General features: G+C 63.7%; 18 protein-coding genes. 9 read left to right on the forward strand and 9 right to left on the reverse strand.

Features of this window, described 5'->3' with window-relative positions; all coding sequences use genetic code 11:
- The first annotated feature begins 41 nt into the window (after nt 1–41).
- Together sbcB and KW824_RS01860 are read left to right on the forward strand one after the other, a co-directional pair.
- Nucleotides 42–1,469, forward strand: coding sequence for an exodeoxyribonuclease I (sbcB, locus tag KW824_RS01855; protein ID WP_218408715.1), 1,428 nt, complete (start codon nt 42–44; stop codon nt 1,467–1,469).
- A 146-nt stretch (nt 1,470–1,615) separates the two neighbouring features.
- Entirely contained in the window at nt 1,616–2,122 is a 507-nt protein-coding gene (locus tag KW824_RS01860; protein ID WP_041205536.1) for a hypothetical protein, read from the forward strand.
- A gap of 58 nt (nt 2,123–2,180) precedes the next feature.
- On the opposite strand, the gene KW824_RS01865 is transcribed toward KW824_RS01860, so the two are convergent.
- Nucleotides 2,181–3,896: a glycoside hydrolase family 36 protein gene (locus KW824_RS01865; RefSeq protein ID WP_218408716.1), complete on the reverse strand. Its 1,716-nt coding sequence runs from the start codon at nt 3,894–3,896 to the stop codon at nt 2,181–2,183.
- Between the two features lie 130 nt (nt 3,897–4,026).
- Between KW824_RS01865 and KW824_RS01870 the strand changes: the two genes are divergently transcribed.
- From KW824_RS01870 to cdd, 3 genes are all read left to right on the forward strand, one after another.
- A complete protein-coding gene (locus tag KW824_RS01870) occupies nt 4,027–4,386 on the forward strand; it encodes a CidA/LrgA family protein (RefSeq protein WP_218408717.1) in 360 nt (119 codons plus the stop codon).
- Complete coding sequence (locus KW824_RS01875) at nt 4,383–5,069, forward strand: LrgB family protein (protein ID WP_218408718.1); 687 nt, start codon at nt 4,383–4,385, stop codon at nt 5,067–5,069. The genes KW824_RS01870 and KW824_RS01875 overlap by 4 nt, the downstream gene beginning before the upstream one ends.
- 242 nt (nt 5,070–5,311) lie before the next feature.
- Nucleotides 5,312–6,193, forward strand: a complete 882-nt coding sequence (gene cdd, locus KW824_RS01880; RefSeq protein ID WP_218408719.1) for a cytidine deaminase — start codon at nt 5,312–5,314, stop codon at nt 6,191–6,193.
- A 79-nt stretch (nt 6,194–6,272) separates the two neighbouring features.
- Here cdd and KW824_RS01885 read toward each other — a convergent pair whose 3' ends face one another.
- From KW824_RS01885 to KW824_RS01895, 3 genes are all read right to left on the reverse strand, one after another.
- A complete protein-coding gene (locus KW824_RS01885) occupies nt 6,273–7,937 on the reverse strand; it encodes an AMP-binding protein (protein ID WP_218408720.1) in 1,665 nt (554 codons plus the stop codon).
- 99 nt (nt 7,938–8,036) lie between these two features.
- Nucleotides 8,037–8,315: a YfcL family protein gene (locus KW824_RS01890; protein ID WP_005332956.1), complete on the reverse strand. Its 279-nt coding sequence runs from the start codon at nt 8,313–8,315 to the stop codon at nt 8,037–8,039.
- 108 nt (nt 8,316–8,423) lie between these two features.
- The gene (locus tag KW824_RS01895) at nt 8,424–9,539 is read right to left on the reverse strand and encodes an ATP-NAD kinase family protein (RefSeq protein WP_218408721.1); all 1,116 of its coding nucleotides are present in this window, start codon (nt 9,537–9,539) and stop codon (nt 8,424–8,426) included.
- Between the two features lie 73 nt (nt 9,540–9,612).
- Between KW824_RS01895 and KW824_RS01900 the strand changes: the two genes are divergently transcribed.
- The gene (locus tag KW824_RS01900) at nt 9,613–10,371 is read left to right on the forward strand and encodes a TerC family protein (protein WP_218408722.1); all 759 of its coding nucleotides are present in this window, start codon (nt 9,613–9,615) and stop codon (nt 10,369–10,371) included.
- Between the two features lie 83 nt (nt 10,372–10,454).
- On the opposite strand, the gene aroG is transcribed toward KW824_RS01900, so the two are convergent.
- The 5 genes from aroG to KW824_RS01925 all read right to left on the reverse strand — a co-directional run bounded on the left by aroG (nt 10,455) and on the right by KW824_RS01925 (nt 16,271).
- Nucleotides 10,455–11,510 carry a 3-deoxy-7-phosphoheptulonate synthase AroG gene (aroG, locus tag KW824_RS01905; protein WP_218408723.1) on the reverse strand — a complete coding sequence of 352 codons (1,056 nt, stop codon included), beginning with the start codon at nt 11,508–11,510 and terminating at the stop codon, nt 10,455–10,457.
- Nucleotides 11,511–11,718: 208 nt separating this feature from the next.
- The gene (gene aroA, locus KW824_RS01910) at nt 11,719–12,999 is read right to left on the reverse strand and encodes a 3-phosphoshikimate 1-carboxyvinyltransferase (RefSeq protein WP_218408724.1); all 1,281 of its coding nucleotides are present in this window, start codon (nt 12,997–12,999) and stop codon (nt 11,719–11,721) included.
- Nucleotides 13,000–13,172: 173 nt separating this feature from the next.
- On the reverse strand, nt 13,173–14,261 hold the full coding sequence (gene serC / locus KW824_RS01915; RefSeq protein ID WP_005332966.1) for a 3-phosphoserine/phosphohydroxythreonine transaminase: 1,089 nt from the start codon (nt 14,259–14,261) through the stop codon (nt 13,173–13,175).
- 224 nt (nt 14,262–14,485) lie between these two features.
- Nucleotides 14,486–15,415, reverse strand: coding sequence for an electron transfer flavoprotein subunit alpha/FixB family protein (locus tag KW824_RS01920; protein ID WP_218408725.1), 930 nt, complete (start codon nt 15,413–15,415; stop codon nt 14,486–14,488).
- A 103-nt stretch (nt 15,416–15,518) separates the two neighbouring features.
- Nucleotides 15,519–16,271 carry an electron transfer flavoprotein subunit beta/FixA family protein gene (locus KW824_RS01925; protein WP_218408726.1) on the reverse strand — a complete coding sequence of 251 codons (753 nt, stop codon included), beginning with the start codon at nt 16,269–16,271 and terminating at the stop codon, nt 15,519–15,521.
- Nucleotides 16,272–16,397: 126 nt separating this feature from the next.
- Between KW824_RS01925 and KW824_RS01930 the strand changes: the two genes are divergently transcribed.
- The 3 genes from KW824_RS01930 (at nt 16,398) to corA (ending at nt 19,534) form a co-directional block, all read left to right on the forward strand.
- Entirely contained in the window at nt 16,398–18,068 is a 1,671-nt protein-coding gene (locus KW824_RS01930; protein WP_218408727.1) for an electron transfer flavoprotein-ubiquinone oxidoreductase, read from the forward strand.
- A gap of 132 nt (nt 18,069–18,200) precedes the next feature.
- Nucleotides 18,201–18,278, forward strand: coding sequence for a hypothetical protein (locus KW824_RS21175; RefSeq protein WP_371316588.1), 78 nt, complete (start codon nt 18,201–18,203; stop codon nt 18,276–18,278).
- A gap of 308 nt (nt 18,279–18,586) precedes the next feature.
- On the forward strand, nt 18,587–19,534 hold the full coding sequence (gene corA, locus KW824_RS01940) for a magnesium/cobalt transporter CorA (RefSeq protein WP_005332981.1): 948 nt from the start codon (nt 18,587–18,589) through the stop codon (nt 19,532–19,534).
- The last annotated feature ends 10 nt before the right edge of the window (nt 19,535–19,544 follow it).

Raw genomic sequence — 19,544 nt, forward strand, 5'->3', positions numbered from 1 at the left:
GGCGCCATGGCGCCGCCATCGGACACCTCACCTCGAGCAACATGAGCAAAACAGCACAGCCCGGCAGCGAGCCCACCTTCTACTTCCACGATTACGAGACCTTCGGCATCAGCCCCGCCAGGGACAGGCCGTCGCAGTTTGCGGGTATTCGCACCGACGCCGACTTCAACATCATCGGCGAGCCGCTGGTGATTTACTGCAAGCCGCCCGCGGATTACCTGCCGGAGCCGGAGGCGTGCCTGATTACCGGCATCACGCCACAAAAGGCGATGAAGGACGGCCTGTGCGAGGCGGACTTCATTCGCCAGATCCACGAGCAGTTCGCCACCCCGAACACCTGCGTGCTGGGCTACAACAGCATCCGCTTCGATGACGAGGTGACCCGCTACACCCTGTATCGCAACTTCTATGACCCCTATGCCTACAGCTGGCAAAACGGCAACTCCCGCTGGGACATCCTCGACATGCTGCGGGCCTGCTATGCCCTGCGTCCGGAGGGGATAGAGTGGGCCCAGGACGACGAGGGCAAGCCGAGCTTCCGGCTTGAGAAGCTGACGGTGGCCAACGGCGTGGCCCACGCCAACGCCCACGATGCGCTCTCGGACGTCTTGGCCACCATAGAGATGGCCAAGCTGGTGAAAAAAGCCCAGCCCAAGCTGTTTGACTACCTGTTTGCCCTGCGCAACAAGAACAAGGTGAAGGCGCTGATCGACGTGGTTTCCATGAAGCCCCTGGTGCACGTCTCCGGCATGTTCTCACCCTGGCAGGGGTGCGCAAGCTGGGTGTCGCCACTCGCCTGGCACCCCAGCAACCAGAATGCGGTGATCATGGTGGACTTGACCCGCGACCCCACCCCGCTCATCGAGCTCACGAGCGAGGAGATCCGCGAGCGCCTCTATACCAAAAAAGAGGATCTGGGAGATCTCGCGGCCATTCCGGTGAAACTGGTGCACATCAACAAGTGCCCGGTGCTGGCGCCGGCCGCCACCCTGACCCCGGAGCGGGCCGACCAGCTTGGCATAGACCGGGAGCAGTGTCGCAAGAGCCTGGATCTGCTGCGAGCCCATCCCGAGGTGCGAGAGAAACTGGTGGAGGTGTTCAATCAGGAGTTTGCGGGCAGCAATGACAGCGACCCGGATACCCAGCTCTACGCCGGTTTCTTCGGCCACGGCGACAAGTCAACCATGGATCTGGTGCGCGCCACCCCGGCGGATCTGCTGGGGGAGCGGGAGTTTGCCTTCAGTGATCCGCGCCTGCCGGAAATGCTGTTCCGCTACCGCGCCCGCAACTGGCCTCACACCTTGAGCGAAGCGGAGCAGAAGCGCTGGCGCCTGCACTGCAGCGACTACTTCAGCCGCCGTCTGCCGGACTATGTGCCCCGTCTCGAGGCGCTGGCGGAGCAGAATCAGAGTAACGAACGGAACTTTGCGATCCTGAAGAGTCTCTATCGCTACCTGGAAGATCTATGAGATGTGAGGCGTTTCACACTTAAAACCCAGTAAGCTCCCCGCGTCCGCGACATAATGAGCAGGGGAGCCAAGCTCCTGATAGTTTGATAATTACATGCGCTGCCGGCATGGATGCCGCGCCTCGACTGTTGGGGATCTCTCGTTTTATGCGTTCAGCACTGTCTGCTCTCACCCTTGTCGCCTGTGCCTTGCTGCCCCAGACCACCCTGGCCGGGGTGCGTTTTGAAGTGCCGGACTATCTGCTGCGTCTGCCGGAGCAGACCTATCAGCTCATCGAGCGCAACTTCAGCACCCTCTATCAGCAGACCGACTTCACCCCCCAGATCACCAACAGCTATTTCAACCACTCGGACCTCTATCGCTTCGCCGGTATTCCCTTGGCCATCACGCCCCAGAACGGCTTCCAGATGGAGATCTTCGGTCAGCTCTACAACAAATCGTCCCAGATCTATGCCCAGATGAGCCAGGATCTCTCCCTCTACCGCACCCTGCGGGTCGACATGATGGGGGATCAGAGCGACGAGGTCGCCATCGGCATGGGGCTCGGCATTCCCCTCAGCGCCCGCCTGACCCTCAAGGCGCTCGCCTCCAGCAACGAGATCCCGGGTTATGGCTCCGCCAACTACGCCATCGGGATGGAGTGGCACTTCTAGGGGTCAACCCCACCCGATAAAAAGGCTCCCGAGGGAGCCTTTTTGCTTAGCGCGGTATTCAGGAGTAGCGGATCACCGCCCCCTGGCCCACCGCCAGCACCAGCGTCTCTCCCAGGGGGGCCTCACTCCAGAAATCCGTCCCCCCCGCCGGCAGCGCCATCTCTGTGGCTTGCTCGTCCCAGTTGAACAGGCAGAGCAGCTCGCCGCCCCCGGGCAGGGCCACCCGACCACGGCTGAACCCCATGTCATCGAAACGGGCTGCCGGGGTGCGCGCCGCGCACAGGGCCAGCAGCTTGCCAAGGTGCGCCCCCTGCCCCTCGTCCAGATCCTGCAGCCTGTCCCCCGCCAGCACCATGCCACCGCTCGCCACCAGGGCGGCCAGGTGGAAGTCGTACTCGGCGCGGCCGGCGTGCTGGCCCGGGATATCCCGCAGGCAGACACAGTCGGGATCCAGCGCCCAGAGCCGGTCGTTTTGCCAGGCGCGGCAGAAGGCTTCCCGCGCTATCTGGCGAAAACGCCGGCCCTGGCGCTCCACGTCATCGCTCACCCGCATGCCGTGCACCAGGCCGAGGCTCGGCCAGATGGGGGCGTTGCAGCCGAGCAGGAAGGCCCCCTCCCCGGCACCGCGCAGGATGGCGGCCATGCCGCGTCGATAGGCCTCGACCCGGGTGGCGGCCGGGTCGTGGAAGCGGCCGCCGTGGATGGCGCCCCAGAAGTTCGCATCCAGCTTGAAGTAGTGGATGCCCCACAGCTCACGCAGGGTGCGAAACACCTGCTCGAGGTGGGCCTGCACCTCGGGATGGGTGCCGTCCAGCACATACCAGGGAGTGCAGCGCCAGCCGCCGTAGGTGACCCGCTCCGAGGGGAGCGGCAGGCCATCCTCCCCCTTCACGAACCACTCCGGGTGCTGCTGGAACACTTGCGAGCCGGGCTCGGCGATAAAGGGGGCGACCCAGAGCGCGGGCTCGCAGCCAGCGGCGCGGATCTCCCCAGCCAGGGTTGCCACCCCCTGCTCGAACTTGGGGGAAGGGGTGAGCCAGTCCCCCATTTTCGCCTGATAGCCGTCGTCTATCTGCACGTAGCGCAGGGCCGGGAAGCGCATCGCCCGCACCGCCAGGTTCTCGCGAATGTCGGCGGCGCTCACGTCCGCATAGTAGTGATACCAGGAGCACCAGCCACTCGGGCGCGCGGGCACCTCGTTCACCAGCGACGGGTGTTCGGCCTCGATATAGTCCGCCAGCGACCCCAGCAGGGCCTCCCTGTCCGGCCCCTCCAGGCAGATCAGCGCCTCGCTCTGCCAGTGCTGGCCGGGTGCCAGGGTGCGCCCTTCGGCGTTCATCACTATCTCGAGGCGCCCGTCCGGATAGAGGCGAAACTCCCCGCCAAAGCGCTGACAGCTCGCGAACGCCAGCAGCAGCCAGCCCCCCTCGCAGGCCACCAGCAGCAGGTTGTGCACGGTGTGATAGCCGTCGTCGTCCGTGATGCGATAGACGCTGGCGTCGGGGCAGCGGCCCACCGGCTCGGGGGCCTGCCAGCTGCCCATGGTCTGGGCCAGCATCTGGAACCCCTCTCCGTAGATGGCCGCGTTGGGAGCAAGACCGAGATCCCCCTCAAACAGCCGCCAGTGACGCACGGCCTCGGGGATGGACCCAATGTTGTCCAGCCTCACCCGGCACAGGGGGCCGTCCCACTGGCGGGTTTGCAGCAGCTGGGGAGGCAGGGCGGGATCGGCGGACAGCTGGCGCAACCTGGCCAGAAAAGAGGGGGAAGACATGGGATCTCCTGCGTGTGATGGGAAAAACGCGAGGGGCCATTGTATCCCCTGCGGGTCAGTTGACCCTGTTCCATCCCCCCCGTGCCTGTTAAACTGCGACCTCGCTCACAGTTGCCAAGATGAGGCCCCCGTGTTGTTGCAACGCGCCTTGCGCTACCTTCGTGATTTTCTGGTCATCATCGCCTGCCTGCTGGCAGGCAAGGCCCTGGCTGCCCTGCTGCCCTTCACCTTCCCCGGCAGCATCATCGGCATGCTGCTGCTGTTCGTGCTGCTCTCCCTGCAGCTCATCCGCTTCTCCTGGGTCGAGCAGGGGGGCGGCCTGCTGCTTCGTCACATGGGGGTGCTGTTCGTGCCGGTCGCCGTCGGCCTCGTGGCCTGGCTCGAGCCCCTGCGCCAGTCGTTTGGCCTCATCATGCTCTGCGTCGTGCTCGGCATAGTGCTGATCCTGGGCGCCGTCGGCCATCTCTATCAGAGGATGAACAGACAATGATGTTCTGGTTTGCCCTGCCCCTGACCCTGGCACTCTATTTCATGACCCGGTCCCTCTACCGCCGCCTGCCCTGGCCCGTCATCAACCCGGTGCTGATCCCCACCGCCGTCATCATAGGTCTGCTGCTCTGGCTGGATCTGCCGCTGGATCAGTACCAGCACGGTACCGCCCCCATCACCGCCTTGCTGGAGCCCGCCGTGGTAGCGCTGGCGCTGCCCCTCTACCAGCAGGCGCGCCAGATCCGGGACAAGCTCAGGCCCATCGTCGTCTGCACCCTCACCTCGGTGCTCATCTCGGTCTGCACCACCCTGGGCGTTGGCCACCTGATGGGGGCGGATCCGGCGCTGCTGGCCTCCATCGCCACCAAGTCCATCACCACCCCGCTCGCCATGAGCGTCAGCCAGTCCCTCGGCGGCATTCCCGCCATCGCCGCAGCCGTGGTGGTAGTGGTGGGGATACTGGGGGCCCTGGTGGGCTATCCCCTGCTCAGGCTGATGCGAGTGACCGACCCCGAGGCCCAGGGGCTCGCCATGGGGGCTTGTGCCCACGCCATTGGCACCGCCGCCTCCGCCGAGCAGGGAGTCACCCAGGGGGCCTTCTCGTCGCTGGCCATGGTGGTATGCGGCGTGCTGACCGCCGCCGCCGCCCCCCTGCTGTTTGCCCTCTATCACTGGCTGACCTGATCCCCACAGCGCCCAGCCATAGCCGCCCCTGACGGTTATGGCTGGGGCGCGATCTTGGCGTCCAACCATACTCAGGCAGCCCTGCTACGCCTCCCGTGCTGCGAGCAAGCGCACAGATTGCGAAAGACAAACGTTTCCTTTACCATCCCCGCCCCTTTGCCCATCAAGGCGTGAGCGCGCTCACACATTTCGCCGCGCTTGCTCCCTACAATGGCCCCCCAATTGGCCTTTGAGGACACAGTATGCATCCCCGCTTTGCCAAGCCATTCGAGACCCTTTCCGCCCCGCTCCAGGCTGCCTTGCTGCCCATGCTGGGGGACGATTTCCAGGCCCGTTTTACCCCTGAGCAAGTGGCGACCCTGAAAGCCGCCACCGGGCTCGACGATCGGGCCCTGCGCCTGGCCCTGCTGCCGCTGGCGGCCGCCTGCTCGGTCGCCCCCATCTCCAGGTTCTTCGTCGGCGCCATCGCCTGCGGCCTGAGCGGCAGTTGGTATTTTGGCGCTAACATGGAGTTTGCGGGCCAGGGGCTGTTCCACTCGGTCCACGCCGAGCAGTCCGCCATCTCCAACGCCTGGCTCGGCGGCGAGACCGGGATCAGTGAAATCACCGTCAACTACACCCCCTGCGGTCACTGCCGCCAGTTCATGAACGAGCTGAGCACTGCCAAGACCCTGAAGGTCTCCCTGCCGGACGACTTGAGCGAGCTGCAGTCCTTCCTGCCCCACTCCTTCGGCCCCGCCGATCTCGACATCACCGATGCCCTGATGAGCCCCCAGGCCCACGACGAGCTCAAGCTTGAGAGCGACGATCCCCTGTGGCAGGCCGCGCTGGCCGCCGCCCGCCAGAGCTATGCTCCCTACAGTCAGGGCTATGCCGCGGTGGCGCTGCAGTTCGAGGACGGCCGCATCTTCTGCGGCCGCTACGCCGAGAACGCCGCCTTCAACCCAAGCCTCCCCCCGATGCAGATGGCCTGCGCCCATGCTGTGCTGAATGGCGAGGAGCTCACCACAGTGCGCCGCGCCGTGCTGCTAGAGAGCAAGTCCGGCCAGATCAGCCAGCGGGATTCCGCCCAGTCGACCCTCAAGGCGCTGGGGCGGGTGGAGCTGGAGTACCAGGCGGTCTGAACCACAGTTGCCTGCAATGACGAAGGGGAGCCACTGGCTCCCCTCTTTGCATTTGTGTTCAAGACTCCGCTCGCCCTTGTCAGGATTCCCAGATGATGCGCTGGACACCGGACCAGCGTTCCCCGATGTCTGCGTATTTCTGTTCCAGCAGATGGCGGCGGATCTTCATGGTGGGGGTCAGCACCCCGTTCTCTATGTTCCAGGGGCTCTTGACCACCAGGATGCCGCGCAGGCGGGCATGGGACTCGAGTTGGCCGTTGACCCGGGTCAGGGCAGCCTCCAGCTGGGCGTCGACCCCGGCCTTGTCCCCCTTCATGGCACTCTCGGCCAATTGCACCAGGGCAACCGGCTGCGGCATGCCATAACCAATGACGCACAACTGCTCTATGATGGGTTCCTGCCCCAAGAGCCCCTCGATGGGCACAGGGGCCACATACTTGCCCTTGGCGGTCTTGAACACATCCTTCATGCGCCCTGTGATGGTGAGGTAACCCTCCCGGTCCAGCTTGCCCATGTCACCGGTGTGCAGCCAGCCGTCGGCGTCGATGGCCTCCGCGCTGTGCTCGGGATCCTTGTAGTAGCCCAGCATCATGCCGTCACAGCGGCAGAGGATCTCTCCCTCCTCGGAGATCTTGATGGTCACCCCGGGCCCGGCCTTGCCGACGGTCCCGATCTTGTCCGCCCGGAAGGGGTAGTTGAGGGTGGAGTAGGCGTGGTTCTCGGTCATGCCCCAGGCCTCGGTGATCTCGATGCCGATGCTGTGATACCACTCGAGCAGTGCCGGGGCCACCGGGGCCGAACCGCAGCCCAGCACCCGCGCCTGATCCAGTCCCAACCCCTTCTGCAACTTGCTTTTGACCAGGCCGGAGATGAGCGGGATCTTGAGCAGCAGCGCCAGCTTCTTCTGGGGCAGCTTCTCGTGGATCTTGATACGGAACATGGCCCACAGGCGCGGCACCGAGATGAAGACGGTGGGTCGGCAGCGCTTGACGTCCTCGATGAAGGTATCGAGGGACTCGGGGAAGGCGATGGTGGCGCCGCTGAACAGGCTACCGCCGTAGATATAGACCCGCTCTGTGATGTGGGCGAGCGGCAGGTAGGAGAAGCCGCGGTCCGCTGCGGTGAGGGAGACCGCCTCCACCAGCTTCTCGCAGGACCAGGCGTAGCGCTCCACGCTCAGCATGGCACCCTTGGGCTTGCCGGTACTGCCTGAGGTGTAGACCAGACTCAGCAGGGCGTCAGGCGCCTGCACCGGGCTGTCCGGGATGGGCTCATGGGCATCGAGCAGCGCATCCCACTGGTGGGCGGCCGGCATGGTGTCGTACGGCAGGGCGATACGCAACAGATCGGCGGGCACCCCCGCCTCCTGGCTCTTCCAGTCGTCGAGCTTGCCGACGAAGATCGCCTTGGCCTCGCTGTGGCGCAGCACGTATTCGATGGTATCGACGTTGGCGGTCGGGTAGATGGGCACGCTCACGTAGCCCCCCATCTGCATCGCCAGATCGGCGATGAACCACTCTGCGCAATTCTTGGAAAGCAGCGCCACCTTGTCACCGGCAACCAGTCCCAAGGCACGCAGTGCCGTCACAATGCGCCGCGCCTCGTCGGCGACCTCACCCCAGGTGAAGTCGACGTATTCGCGGTGGATGGTCTGGCGAAGATAGATCCGGTCGGGACACTGCCGCTCCCAGTGATAGAGCATCTCGAGCGGCAGTTTGGTGGCAATGCGTGAGGAGGAGGCCATAGTTTAATCCCTGAAACAAAAGGCGAGCCTCATTATTAACCTTTTGATAACACTCAGGGAAGCAGATTACTTAAACTTCTGTTTGAATTGCGAAAGGGATCAAGCTTCCGCCTGCTGCTGCAGACGCTTCCACATCTCCTGCACCAGCACCTCGTCCTGCTCGGAGAGCTCCCCCTGCAAGATGGCCTCGTTCAGGCTGCGCAGTACATAGCTCTTTACGTCCCGCACCAGGGTCTTGCCCTCCAGCTCGGCGCGCGCCACCGCCAGCGAGATATGACCCCGCAGGTAGCCGCCCGCAAACAGCTCGTCCTCGCTGGCCGTGGCGACCATGGCGTCGATCAGTCCCAACAACTTGTGTTCAAAATCGTGAATCGTCATTTAACGCAGCCTCATTTCCGGGATTGCCGGCAAAAAATTCGGGGGAGTGGAACCGCGATCCGGTTGATCGCGGCTCTCTGGCGCCAGGCCAGCCGCATCCTTGATGTCCTATTCCGGGTTGGCCACCGGGTAGATGACCTGATCCTTGTATCCCGTGGTGATGCGCAGATAACCACGTAACGACCGGTTCAGTGCCGGATCGTCGGTATCCACCAGCAGCGGACGGCCCTCGAGAGCCGCCAGCTTGGACTTGGTGGCGAGCACCTGGATATGGTCTCGCCCGACGGCCCGGATCACCTCTGGACTCAATTGCTGATTTCCGCGCCCGAACAGATGTCCCTGGCCACCGATCAGGGTGATGATCAGGCGGCAGCGACGGCCGCGGATCCGGGTCAGGATCTCGGCGGCGGAGAGATCCTGCCCGATAAGTTGGCCATTTTCCACCAGATCCACACCGAGCAAGGTATTTTCGAGACCCAGCTCGGCCATGCAGGCGGCCACCGTGCTGCCCGACCCCATCAGATATAGGGTATCGGGCTCCATCTGCTCCACCACACCGGCGGCAAGATCGGCGAGCACCAGCTCTTCGGACTCCTTTCCACCCTGCTTGACCGCCTGAACGTAGCGCAGATCCCCGGGCACCAGCAGCTGGCCATAGTGGCGGGCACGCACCTTGCCGGCGCGAAACGCCTCCTCGTCGATGTCCATCACCTCCGCATCCACCAGACTCAGGAGCTCGCCCGCTATCATCCGCGCCGCCACCCGGCCGCTCGCCGCCGGGGTCACGCCGTAGACCCCGGAGTGGATCTTGCACCCCGCCGGGATGCCGAGCACATGGCAGGACTCCCCCACCGCCGCGCAGATATCCCGGGCTGTGCCGTCGCCACCGGCGAAGAGCAGCAGATCCACCCCCGCTTCCCGCAGGGCCAGGGCGGCGGCCCGAGTGTCCTCGGCGCTCGTCTGGGCCTCGGCTGGCTGGTAGACGATGCTATGAGGCAGATGCAGCTCGGTGGCCAGTGTCTCCCCCATCTCCCCGGCCACCGTCAGCAGCTCAAACGGCGTGGTCAGCTCGCACAGGGGCAAGAGGGCCTGGCGGGCCCGCTCACTGGCCTTGGGGGTGGCACCGCGTGCCAGCGCCTCGGCCACCATGCCGTCGCTGCCCTTGAGACCGACGGCCCCGCCGATGCCGGCGATGGGGTTGATGATGAGCCCTAATCGAAACATGTTTTCCTCCCGTTGGATGGCTGCCATTTTTATCTTTTCCCGCCACTGGGACAAGCCATAACCCCCTGCTAGAATGCGCTGCTTCAAATTTTTCAACCAAGGTTCAATCATGCTGGAATGGATTGCTGACCCCTCAGCCTGGGTCGCGCTCGCCACCCTGACCCTGCTCGAGATCGTGCTGGGCATCGACAACATCATCTTTATCTCCATCCTAGTGGGGCGTCTGCCGGAGGCTCAGCGCCAGAAGGCGCGGATCCTGGGGCTGGGGCTTGCCATGGGCACCCGCATCCTGCTGCTGCTCTCCTTGGCCTGGGTGATGCGTCTCACCGAACCGCTGTTCAGCGTGCTGAATGAAGCCATCTCCGGTCGGGATCTGATCCTGCTGGTGGGGGGCCTGTTCCTCATCGCCAAGAGCACCCACGAGATCCACCAGAGCCTGGAGGGCGCCGCCGAGGACCCAGGGACAGTGAGCAAGACCGTCGGCTTCATGTCGACACTGGTGCAGATCGCCATCCTCGACATCATCTTCAGCCTGGACTCCGTCATCACAGCGGTCGGCATGGCGGATCACGTGCCCGTCATGGTACTGGCCATCGTCATCGCCGTCGGCGTCATGATGTTTGCCGCCAAGGCCATCGGTGACTTCGTCGACACCCACCCCACCATCAAGATGCTGGCCCTCTCCTTCCTGATCCTGGTCGGGGTCGCCCTGATGGCCGAGGGGTTGGACTTGCACATTCCGAAGGGTTACATCTACTTCGCCATGGCCTTCTCGCTGGTGGTGGAGATGATCAACATCCGCCTGCGTGGCCACCAGGAGCGGGCCAAGTAAGCCCTCTCTTTCTGAGCCAACAAAAAGCGCGACCCTGGGGTCGCGCTTTTTTATTGCCGTGAGCGGGCATCCCCGCCCTTGCCTCAGAGGGCGTTGCGGGTGGCCACGGCGTCCGCCAGATTGCGCAGCAGCACCTCGGTGTCGGCCCAGCCGATGCAGGCATCCGTGATGCTCTGGCCGAAGGTGAGCTCACACCCTTCCACCAGATCCTGACGACCTTCCACCAGATGGCTCTCCACCATGACACCGAACACCGCCTTGCTGCCGGCGCGCAGTTGACCGGCCACGTCCTCGGCCACCAGCATCTGGTTCTTAAACTGCTTGCTGCTGTTGGCATGGCTGAAATCGATCATCACCTTCTGGGGCAGACCGGCCTTGACCAGCCCCTTCACCACCTCATCCACGTGGACGGCGCTGTAGTTCGGCTCGCGGCCGCCGCGCAAGATGATGTGACAATCCGGGTTGCCGGCGGTCGAGACGATGGCGGAGTGACCGTACTTGGTCACCGACAGGAAGTGGTGCGGGGCGCTGGCGGCGCCGATGGCATCAATGGCCACCTTTATGGTGCCGTCGGTACCGTTCTTGAAGCCCACCGGGCAGGAGAGACCGGAGGCCAGCTCGCGGTGCACCTGGGATTCGGTGGTACGGGCACCGATGGCGCCCCAGCTCATCAGATCCGCCACGTATTGCGGGGTGATCATGTCGAGGAACTCGGAGGCGGTCGGCAGCCCCATGTCGTTGAGATCCAGCAGCAGCTTGCGACCAATGCGCAGGCCGTCGTTGATCTGGCAGCTGTTGTCGAGGTAAGGGTCATTGATCAGCCCCTTCCAGCCGACCGTGGTGCGCGGCTTCTCGAAGTAGACCCGCATCACGATTTCCAGCTGGCCCTTGAGCTCGTCGCGCAAAGTCTTGAGGCGCTTGCCGTATTCCAGGGCGGCGACCGGATCGTGGATAGAGCAGGGACCTATTACCACCAGCAGGCGCTGATCGTCACCGGCCAAGATGTTGTGGATGGCCTGACGGGATTCAAAGACGGTATTTGATGCGGTCTCGGTCGCCGGAAACTTCTCAAGCACCGCAACCGGGGGCAATAACTCTTTGATTTCACTGATACGAACGTCGTCGGTTTGATGCTGCATGACCAAGTTTCCTGCTAAATGACTGCGATGAAGAAACTTCAATCTAGCCCGCGACCGGGACGGTGTAAATAGAAAATTACATTCTTTGGCAAGGAATTTTATCAGCACACCTTGCAAGTTTGGATAATGCTGCTAAAGGGCGTTGGCAAACCGGGAAGAAGACGGGAGGCAAAAACGAACGGGCCCGCACAAGGCGGGCCCGACGGACTCAGGCCTGGCTGATGCTGGCCAGCTTGGTGAAGTAGTCCGGGAAGGTCTTGGAGGTACAACCCGGATCATTGATGGTGACGGCGGTATCGGACAGCGCCACCAGGGAGAAGCACATGGCGATGCGGTGATCGTTGTAGGTATCGATGGCCGCATGCTTGAGCTGCGCTGGCGGGGTGACGGTGATGAAGTCACGCCCCTCCTCCACCTCGACGCCCAGCTTGCGCAGTTCGGTCGCCATGGCGTGCAGGCGATCGGTCTCCTTCACGCGCCAGTTGTAGATGTTGCGAATCGAGGTGGGCCCCTCGGCGAACAGTGCGGCCACGGCGATGGTCATGGCCGCATCGGGGATGTGGTTCATGTCCATGTCGATGCCGTGCAACGACGCCTGCTCGGCCTCGATGAAGTCATCGCCCCAGGTGATGCGGGCGCCCATCTTCTCCAGCACGTCGGCGAAGTGGATGTCCCCCTGGATGCTGTGCTTGCCGATGCCGGTGACCCGCACCTTGCCCTTGATGGCGCCCGCCGCGAGGAAGTAGGAGGCGCTGGAGGCGTCCCCTTCCACCAGGAAGTCACCGGGGCTGACATAGGTCTGGTTACCCTTGATGTAGAACACCTTGTAGTCGTCATGCTCGATGACCACCCCGAACTGCTTCATGATGTGCAGGGTGATGTCGATGTAGGGCTTGGAGACCAGCTCCCCCTTGATGTGGATGCGGGTGTCGCCGGCCGCCATGGGGGCCGCCATCAAAAACGCCGTCAGGAACTGGCTGGAGACGGAGCCGTCGACGTGCACGTCGCCGCCCCAGAGACCCTTGGCATCCACCACCAGGGGCGGATAGCCATCTTTTTTCAGGTACTGGATATGGGCACCCGCTTCACGCAGGGCATCCACCAGATGACCGATGGGGCGCTCTTCCATGCGCGGCTCGCCCCCCAGCATGTATTCACCGGAGCCCAGACAGAGCGCCGCACAGAGCGGGCGCATGGCGGTGCCGGCATTGCCGAGGAAGAGGTTGACCGGCGCCGATACCGCAAAACTGCGACCCAGGCCATGCACTGTGCACTCCGTCTTGTCGGCGGAGAGCTTGTACTTGACCCCGAGCTGGGTCAGCGCCGCCAGCATGTGGCGGATGTCATCGCTGTCGAGCAGGTTGGTGAGCCGGGTGGTGCCCCGTGCCAGGGCTGCCAGCAGCAGGGCACGGTTAGAGACACTTTTGGAGCCAGGCAGATTGACCACCCCGGCCACGCTAGAAATGGGTTCCAAACGCAACGAATTCATAGACTTCCCGTACGATCTCAAGTAAATCACCTGACCGGACGTTAACAGCCTGCGCCCCGCGCGGCAAGACCGTCTGTGGCACAAAACCGGGGCAACGAGGCTGGCGGTCAGGATCTTCTGGAAAAACAGACGCCGGGGAGCCCCCGGCGTCATTGCTACAAGGGGAACACGCCTCAGCCGTGACGCTTGGCAAAGCCATCCATGAAGCTGACCAGCGCCTTGACCCCTTCCAGCGGCATGGCGTTGTAGAGGCTGGCGCGCATGCCGCCGACGATGCGGTGCCCCTTGAGCGCCAGCAGACCGGCGGCTTCCGACTCGGCCAGGAACTGCTTGTCCAGGGCCTCGTCTTTCAGCTGGAACGGCACGTTCATGCGGGAGCGGCAGGCCGCGTCCACCTTGTTGCCGTAGAAGCTGGAGTCGTCGAGGTAGCCGTAGAGGAAGTCGGCCTTCGCCTTGTTGCGCGCCTCCATCGCCTCGAGCCCGCCCTGCTCTTTGAGCCACTCGAACACCAGGCCAGCCAGATACCAGGCGTAGGTGGGCGGGGTGTTGAACATGGAGTCGTTCTTGGCGGTGAGCTGGTAGTCGAAGATCGAGGGCACGTCGGCTCTCGCCTGGTTCAGCAGGTCGTCCCGCACGATGGCGATGGCCAGCCCAGAGGGGCCTATGTTCTTCTGGGCACCGGCGTAGAGGATGCCGAAGCGGCTCACGTCGATGGGACGGGAGAGTATGGTGGAGGAGAGATCCGCCACCAGGGGGACATCGCCGGTGGCCGGGATATCGAACATCTCGATGCCATCTATGGTTTCGTTCGGGCAGTAGTGGACATAGGCCGCGTCGGCACGAAACGCCGGGGTCGGCAACAGGTGGCTTATCCCCTGCTCGTTCTTGGCGACCCCCTGGAAGGTCTGGATGTCCCCGTATTTCTGGGCCTCATCCACGGCGCTCTGGGCCCAGACGCCGGTCACCAGATAATCCGCCTTCTTGTTGGCGCCACCAAGCAGGTTCATGGGCACGGCAGAAAACTGGCCGCGACCGCCGCCGTGCATGAACAACACCTTGTAGTTGTCCGGCACCGCCAGCAGATCCCGCAGATCCGCTTCGGCCTTCTCGGCGACCGCCATATAGGGCTTGCCGCGATGGGACAGCTCCATGACCGAGGCTCCCAGCCCCTGGAAATTACAAAATTCGCGCTGGGCGCGCTCCATGACTTCAACCGGCAACATGGCGGGGCCGGCGCAGAAGTTGTAAATCTGTTTGCTCATGACGCTTTCCGTGAGTGGATGAGAGTGATCGATGACTCGAACGTTTTTACACGACAGGCCCCCGTGGGGGCAAAGGCTTTTTGGGATCCAGCGCAACCTTTTGCCCCCATGGCCGACGCCCCCGCCATGGAAAAAGCCCTGAACGGGCCAGGGCTTGCAGCGAACATGCATGGAAACGGAGGCGAGACAGCACAGACGGCTTTCTGCGCCCCTTTTTGGCACATTTACAGCTTGGCGGTGAGCTCCGGCAGCAGGGTGAAGAGATCCCCCACCAGGCCGTAATCCGCCACCTGGAAGATGGGAGCTTCCGAGTCCTTGTTGATGGCGACGATCACCTTGGACTCCTTCATCCCCGCCAGGTGTTGAATGGCCCCCGAGATGCCGATGGCGATGTAGAGCTCCGGGGCCACTACCTTGCCGGTCTGGCCCACCTGCAGATCGTTGGCCACAAAGCCTGCGTCCACCGCGGCCCGCGAGGCACCCACAGCCCCGCCGAGCTTGTCGGCCAGCGCCTCGATGAGGGCAAACTGCGCCTTGGAGCCGAGCGCCCGCCCGCCCGAGACCACCACCCGCGCCGCGCCAAGCTCGGGCCGGGCGGATCGCACCGCACGCCGCTCGATGAGCCGGGTCCGGCACGCCAGCTCGGGGACGGGAAGGTGCTCTACCCTGGCTCCAGCCCCCCCGCTCTCGACGCCTGGGAAGGCCGATGCCCGTATGCCGAGCACCTTGACGGGCGCCGTGCTCGCCACCCTGGCAATGGCGTTGCCCGCATAGAGGGGGCGCAGGAAGGTATCGGGCCCCTCGATGCCCGTCACCTCGGAGATCATCTCCACCCCCAGCCTGGCCGCCACCCTCGGCAGCAGATCCTTGCCGTGACTGCTCGCCGCCATCAGGCAATGCTGATAGTCCCGCACCACGGGGGCCAGCAGTCGGTCGAGCCCGTCATTGAGCCCTTCCGCCAGCATGGGGTGCTCGGCCAGCAGCACCCGGTTAACCCCCTGCAAGGAGGCCGCCTGCTCCCCCGCCTCCGCCAGACCCTGACCCAGCAGCAGCAGGTGGACCTCGGCGCCGAGCAGGCTCGCCGCCGTGACCAGACGGGCGGCGCTGTCCGCCAGCTGGCCCTGATGATGTTCGGCAATGATGAGTACGCTCATGGCTGCACCTTGATGTCGTCCGTTGATCTTCCTGTCCATTCGCCAACGCGCCCGCTGGCGGCAACCAGTTGGCCCGAGGGATAGGCCGTGCCCCTCAATGCGCTCATGGGATCACCTTGGCTTCGTGCTTGAGTTTGTCCAGCAGCTCGTCCACCGAGCCCACCCTGACGCCGGCGCGCCGGGGGGCAGGTGCCATCACCCCAAGTAGCCGAGTCTGACCGGCCGGCTCGACGCCGAGGTCGGCAAAGGACGCGCTCTCTATCGGTTTGCGCTTGGCCTTCATGATGTTGGGCAGCGAGGCGAAGCGGGGTTCGTTGAGGCGCAGGTCCACGGTCACCACGGCGGGCAGCGCCATGCCGAGGGTCTCGAGACCGCCGTCTATCTCGCGGGTCACCTGCAACTCTCCCTCCACCAGCCTGACGGCGGAGGCGAAGGTGGCGAGCGGCCAGTCGCACAGGGCCGAGAGCATCTGACCCACCTGGTTGTTGTCAGAGTCGATGGACTGCTTGCCGAGCAGCACCAGGCTGGGCTGCTCCTGCTCGCACACCTTTTGCAGGGCGCGGGCCACGGTGAGTGGGGTCAAAGTCTCATCGGTAACATAGTGCAGCGCCCGATCCGCCCCCAGCGCCAGGGCGTGACGCAGCTGTTCGGCCGCGGCCTCCGGGCCGAAGGTCACCACCACCAGCTCGCTCGCCACCCCGGCTTCGCGCAGCCTGACCCCCTCCTCCACCGCGATTTCACAAAACGGGTTCATGCCCATCTTCACATTGGCGAGCTCCACATCGGAGCCATCGCTCTTGACCCGGATCCTGACGTTGTAATCAACGACCCGTTTGACTGCGACCAGCAGCTTCATGGCGGTCATCCCTCGTATCGGTTGAGTGAATCCATTTTGCACTCTCACACTTTTATGCTGACAAAATGGTTTACGTTTACGTAAACTACCAGCACTACCCTAGGCCAAGTCGAGCGCAGAGGCAAGATGGAACGCGAAGCAATGGAATTTGATGTCGTCATCGTCGGTGGCGGCCCGGCTGGCCTCAGTGCCGCCATCGCATTGAAGCAGCAGGCCCCGGATCTCTCGGTCTGCCTGCTGGAAAAGGGGGCGGAAGTGGGCGCCCATCTGCTCTCCGGCGCTCTGCTGGATCCCGTCGCCCTCAAGGAGCTGTTGCCGGATCGCTGGCAAGAGGCGCCGCTCGGCGTCCCGGTCACGGATGATCAGGTCCATCTGCTGCAAAGCGACAACCGCGCCCTGCAACTGCCCAACTGGGCGGTGCCACCGCGCATGCACAACGACGGCTGCCACATCATCAGCCTCGGCAACCTCTGCCGCTGGCTCGCCCGGGAGGCCGAGGCGCTCGGGGTCGAGATCTACCCCGGCTTCGCGGCGAGCGAGCTCATCGTGGAAGCGAACAGGATAAGAGGGGTAGTGACCGGCGATCTGGGTCTCGACAAAGCGGGCAATCCCAAGGCGGATCACGTGCCCGGCATGGCACTGTATGGTCGCTACACCCTGTTTGCCGAGGGGGCCCGCGGCCACCTCGGCAAACAGTTGATCGCCCTGTTCACGCTGGAAAACGCCGCCCAACCGCAACACCAACCTCAGCACTATGCCATCGGCTTCAAGGAGCTGTGGCAGGTGCCTGCTGGCCAGTCTCATTCCGGCCGGGTGCTGCACGGCAGCGGCTGGCCGCTCGGTGAGCAGCGGGGCAGCAAGAGTCAGGGGGGGTTTTATCTCTATCATCTGGCAGAGGATCAGGTGGCGGTCGGCCTCATCGTCGATCTCAACTACCAGAATCCCTGGCTCAGTCCGTTCGACGAGTTCCAGCGCCTCAAGCACCACCCCCTGATAGCAGAGACCCTGCAGGGGGGCGAGCGCATCAGTTACGGCGCCAGGGCCATCACCAAGGGGGGCTGGCACTCCCTGCCCCGCATGCATTTCCCCGGCGGCCTGCTCATCGGCTGCGATGCGGGCACCCTGGATTTCTCACGCATCAAGGGCATTCACACCGCCATGAAGTCCGGCATGCTGGCGGCCAGCACGGTCGCCATGAGCCTGCGCGGCGGCGATGAGGGGGGCCGGGATCTGGCCGAGTATCAGGACGCGCTGCAACAGAGCTGGCTGGCGCAGGAGCTGCAAACTGCCCGCAACTTCGGCGCGGCGTTGCACCGCTTCGGCCCCTGGCTTGGCGGCGCCTTCAACTGGCTGGAGCAACGGCTGTTTGCCCGCACTTCTCCTTTTACCCTGCTGGACAAGGAGCCGGACTATCGCCAACTGCGCCTGGCCAGCCGCTGCCAGCCCATCCACTACCCCAAGCCGGACGGGCGGCTCAGCTTTGACAAGCTCTCTTCGGTGTACCTGGCCAACACCAGCCACGACGAGGATCAGCCCTGCCACCTCAAGTTGCAGGACGAGCGCATCCCGGTGACGGTCAACCTGCCCACCTGGGCGGAGCCCGCCCAGCGCTACTGCCCGGCCGGCGTCTTTGAGATAATAGAGGCCGAAACCCCGGAGGCGGAGAGTCAGCCTCGCTTGCAGATCAACGCGGCGAACTGCATTCACTGCAAGACCTGTGACATCAAGGATCCCAGCCAGAACATCGTCTGGACACCGCCTCAGGGAGGGTCCGGCCCCAACTATCCCAATATGTGACCGGCGCGGTTCGGGCTGGGGCCTGACATCAAGGATGCGCAGCCCCAGAACATCGCCTGGGCACCGCCTCAGGGAGGCTCAAGGCCGAACTATCCCAATATGTGACCGGCGCGGTTCGAGCTGGGGCCTGACATCAAGGATACTCAGCCCCAGAACATCGCCTGGACCCCGCCCCAGGGAGGGTCCGGCCCGAACTATCCCAATATGTGACCGCTGCGATTCAGGCTGGGGCTTGACCTCAAGAGGTTCACCCGAACAAGCCCCCATGCCCTGGCTATCCCACCCGGGTCATGGGGATGTGAACAGCTGCTCCGACCTCGCCGTTTTTTTGAGCAAACAGGCTGAACCCCCGATGAATAGCCCCTGACAAGCGGGGCCCGCCCCTGTATAGTTCGCCGCATTCAGGTTGTCCATCGGCCTCGTTATGCTATTTCATGGGATCGCTTTCTGTGCGATCTAAGGCCGCATGAACCTGTGCAACCATCCCTGATTACCCATGACTTCTTAAGGGGGGACAGATGATCACCGCCTACATTCTCAACAACAAGGTGCTGGACATAGTCACGCTCGGGCCGGACGACATAGTCCCCGACAACACCGTCTGGCTGGATGCCTACAAGCCGGATACAGCGGAGCGAGAATGGTTGACGGGCCTGTTTCTGGAAGAGGTCCCCGACAAGGAAGAGCTGGACGACATAGAGGCGTCCGCCCGTTTCTACTGGGACACCGATGGTCTGCACATCCACTCCCTGTTCCCCCAGCGCATCGGCCGCGACACCAAGGGTGTCCACGTCTCCTTTACCCTGCGCAACAACCTGCTGATCAGCATTCGCGAGGATGACATCGGCCTGGTGCGCCTGCTGCGCCACTACATGCGTCAGGACCGGCTGGAGGTGGAGAACGCCCTCGACATCCTGCTGGAGGTGCAGAACCTCAAGGTGGAGTACCTCTCGGATCTCATCGAGGATGGCTACAAGACCCTGGAGAACACCGCCGATCAGATCTTCGAGCCGGATCAGATCAACTCCATGCTCAAGGAGCTGATGGCCCAGGAAGAGGCCAACGGCCAGATCCGTCTCTCCCTGCACGATACCCGCCGTGCCCTGCGCTTCCTCAAACGCAGCCTGCGCCAGCGCATGACAGGGGAGCAGAACAAGTGGATCGACGAGATGCTGCACGACGTGGAGTCCCTCTTGCCCCACACCCAGTTCCTGTTTGACAAGATCAACTTCCAGCTGGAGGCCTCCATGGGGGTGACCAATCTGGAGCAGAACAAGGTGATCAAGATCTTCTCGGTGGCCGCGGTGATCTTCCTGCCGCCGACGCTTATCGCCAGCATCTACGGCATGAACTTCGGCCGCATGCCGGAGCTCGCCTGGGAGTACGGCTATCAGATGTCGCTGGTGCTGATGGTAATGTCGTCGCTCGGCACCGGCCTCTTCTTCAAGCGCAAGGGTTGGCTGTAACCTCTTCCGG

The sequence above is a fragment of the Aeromonas sp. sif0611 genome (assembly GCF_019218845.1).
Lineage (GTDB): Bacteria > Pseudomonadota > Gammaproteobacteria > Enterobacterales > Aeromonadaceae > Aeromonas > Aeromonas media.

What these genes read in the sequence shown, in the direction of transcription:
- sbcB (WP_218408715.1), top strand. Translation starts at nt 42, where the DNA reads ATGAGCAAAACAGCACAGCCCGGCAGCGAGCCCACCTTCTACTTCCAC.
- KW824_RS01860 (WP_041205536.1), top strand. Translation starts at nt 1,616, where the DNA reads ATGCGTTCAGCACTGTCTGCTCTCACCCTTGTCGCCTGTGCCTTGCTG.
- KW824_RS01865 (WP_218408716.1), bottom strand. Translation starts at nt 3,896, where the DNA reads ATGTCTTCCCCCTCTTTTCTGGCCAGGTTGCGCCAGCTGTCCGCCGAT.
- KW824_RS01875 (WP_218408718.1), top strand. Translation starts at nt 4,383, where the DNA reads ATGATGTTCTGGTTTGCCCTGCCCCTGACCCTGGCACTCTATTTCATG.
- cdd (WP_218408719.1), top strand. Translation starts at nt 5,312, where the DNA reads ATGCATCCCCGCTTTGCCAAGCCATTCGAGACCCTTTCCGCCCCGCTC.
- KW824_RS01885 (WP_218408720.1), bottom strand. Translation starts at nt 7,937, where the DNA reads ATGGCCTCCTCCTCACGCATTGCCACCAAACTGCCGCTCGAGATGCTC.
- KW824_RS01890 (WP_005332956.1), bottom strand. Translation starts at nt 8,315, where the DNA reads ATGACGATTCACGATTTTGAACACAAGTTGTTGGGACTGATCGACGCC.
- KW824_RS01895 (WP_218408721.1), bottom strand. Translation starts at nt 9,539, where the DNA reads ATGTTTCGATTAGGGCTCATCATCAACCCCATCGCCGGCATCGGCGGG.
- KW824_RS01900 (WP_218408722.1), top strand. Translation starts at nt 9,613, where the DNA reads ATGCGCTGCTTCAAATTTTTCAACCAAGGTTCAATCATGCTGGAATGG.
- aroG (WP_218408723.1), bottom strand. Translation starts at nt 11,510, where the DNA reads ATGCAGCATCAAACCGACGACGTTCGTATCAGTGAAATCAAAGAGTTA.
- aroA (WP_218408724.1), bottom strand. Translation starts at nt 12,999, where the DNA reads ATGAATTCGTTGCGTTTGGAACCCATTTCTAGCGTGGCCGGGGTGGTC.
- serC (WP_005332966.1), bottom strand. Translation starts at nt 14,261, where the DNA reads ATGAGCAAACAGATTTACAACTTCTGCGCCGGCCCCGCCATGTTGCCG.
- KW824_RS01920 (WP_218408725.1), bottom strand. Translation starts at nt 15,415, where the DNA reads ATGAGCGTACTCATCATTGCCGAACATCATCAGGGCCAGCTGGCGGAC.
- KW824_RS01925 (WP_218408726.1), bottom strand. Translation starts at nt 16,271, where the DNA reads ATGAAGCTGCTGGTCGCAGTCAAACGGGTCGTTGATTACAACGTCAGG.
- KW824_RS01930 (WP_218408727.1), top strand. Translation starts at nt 16,398, where the DNA reads ATGGAACGCGAAGCAATGGAATTTGATGTCGTCATCGTCGGTGGCGGC.
- corA (WP_005332981.1), top strand. Translation starts at nt 18,587, where the DNA reads ATGATCACCGCCTACATTCTCAACAACAAGGTGCTGGACATAGTCACG.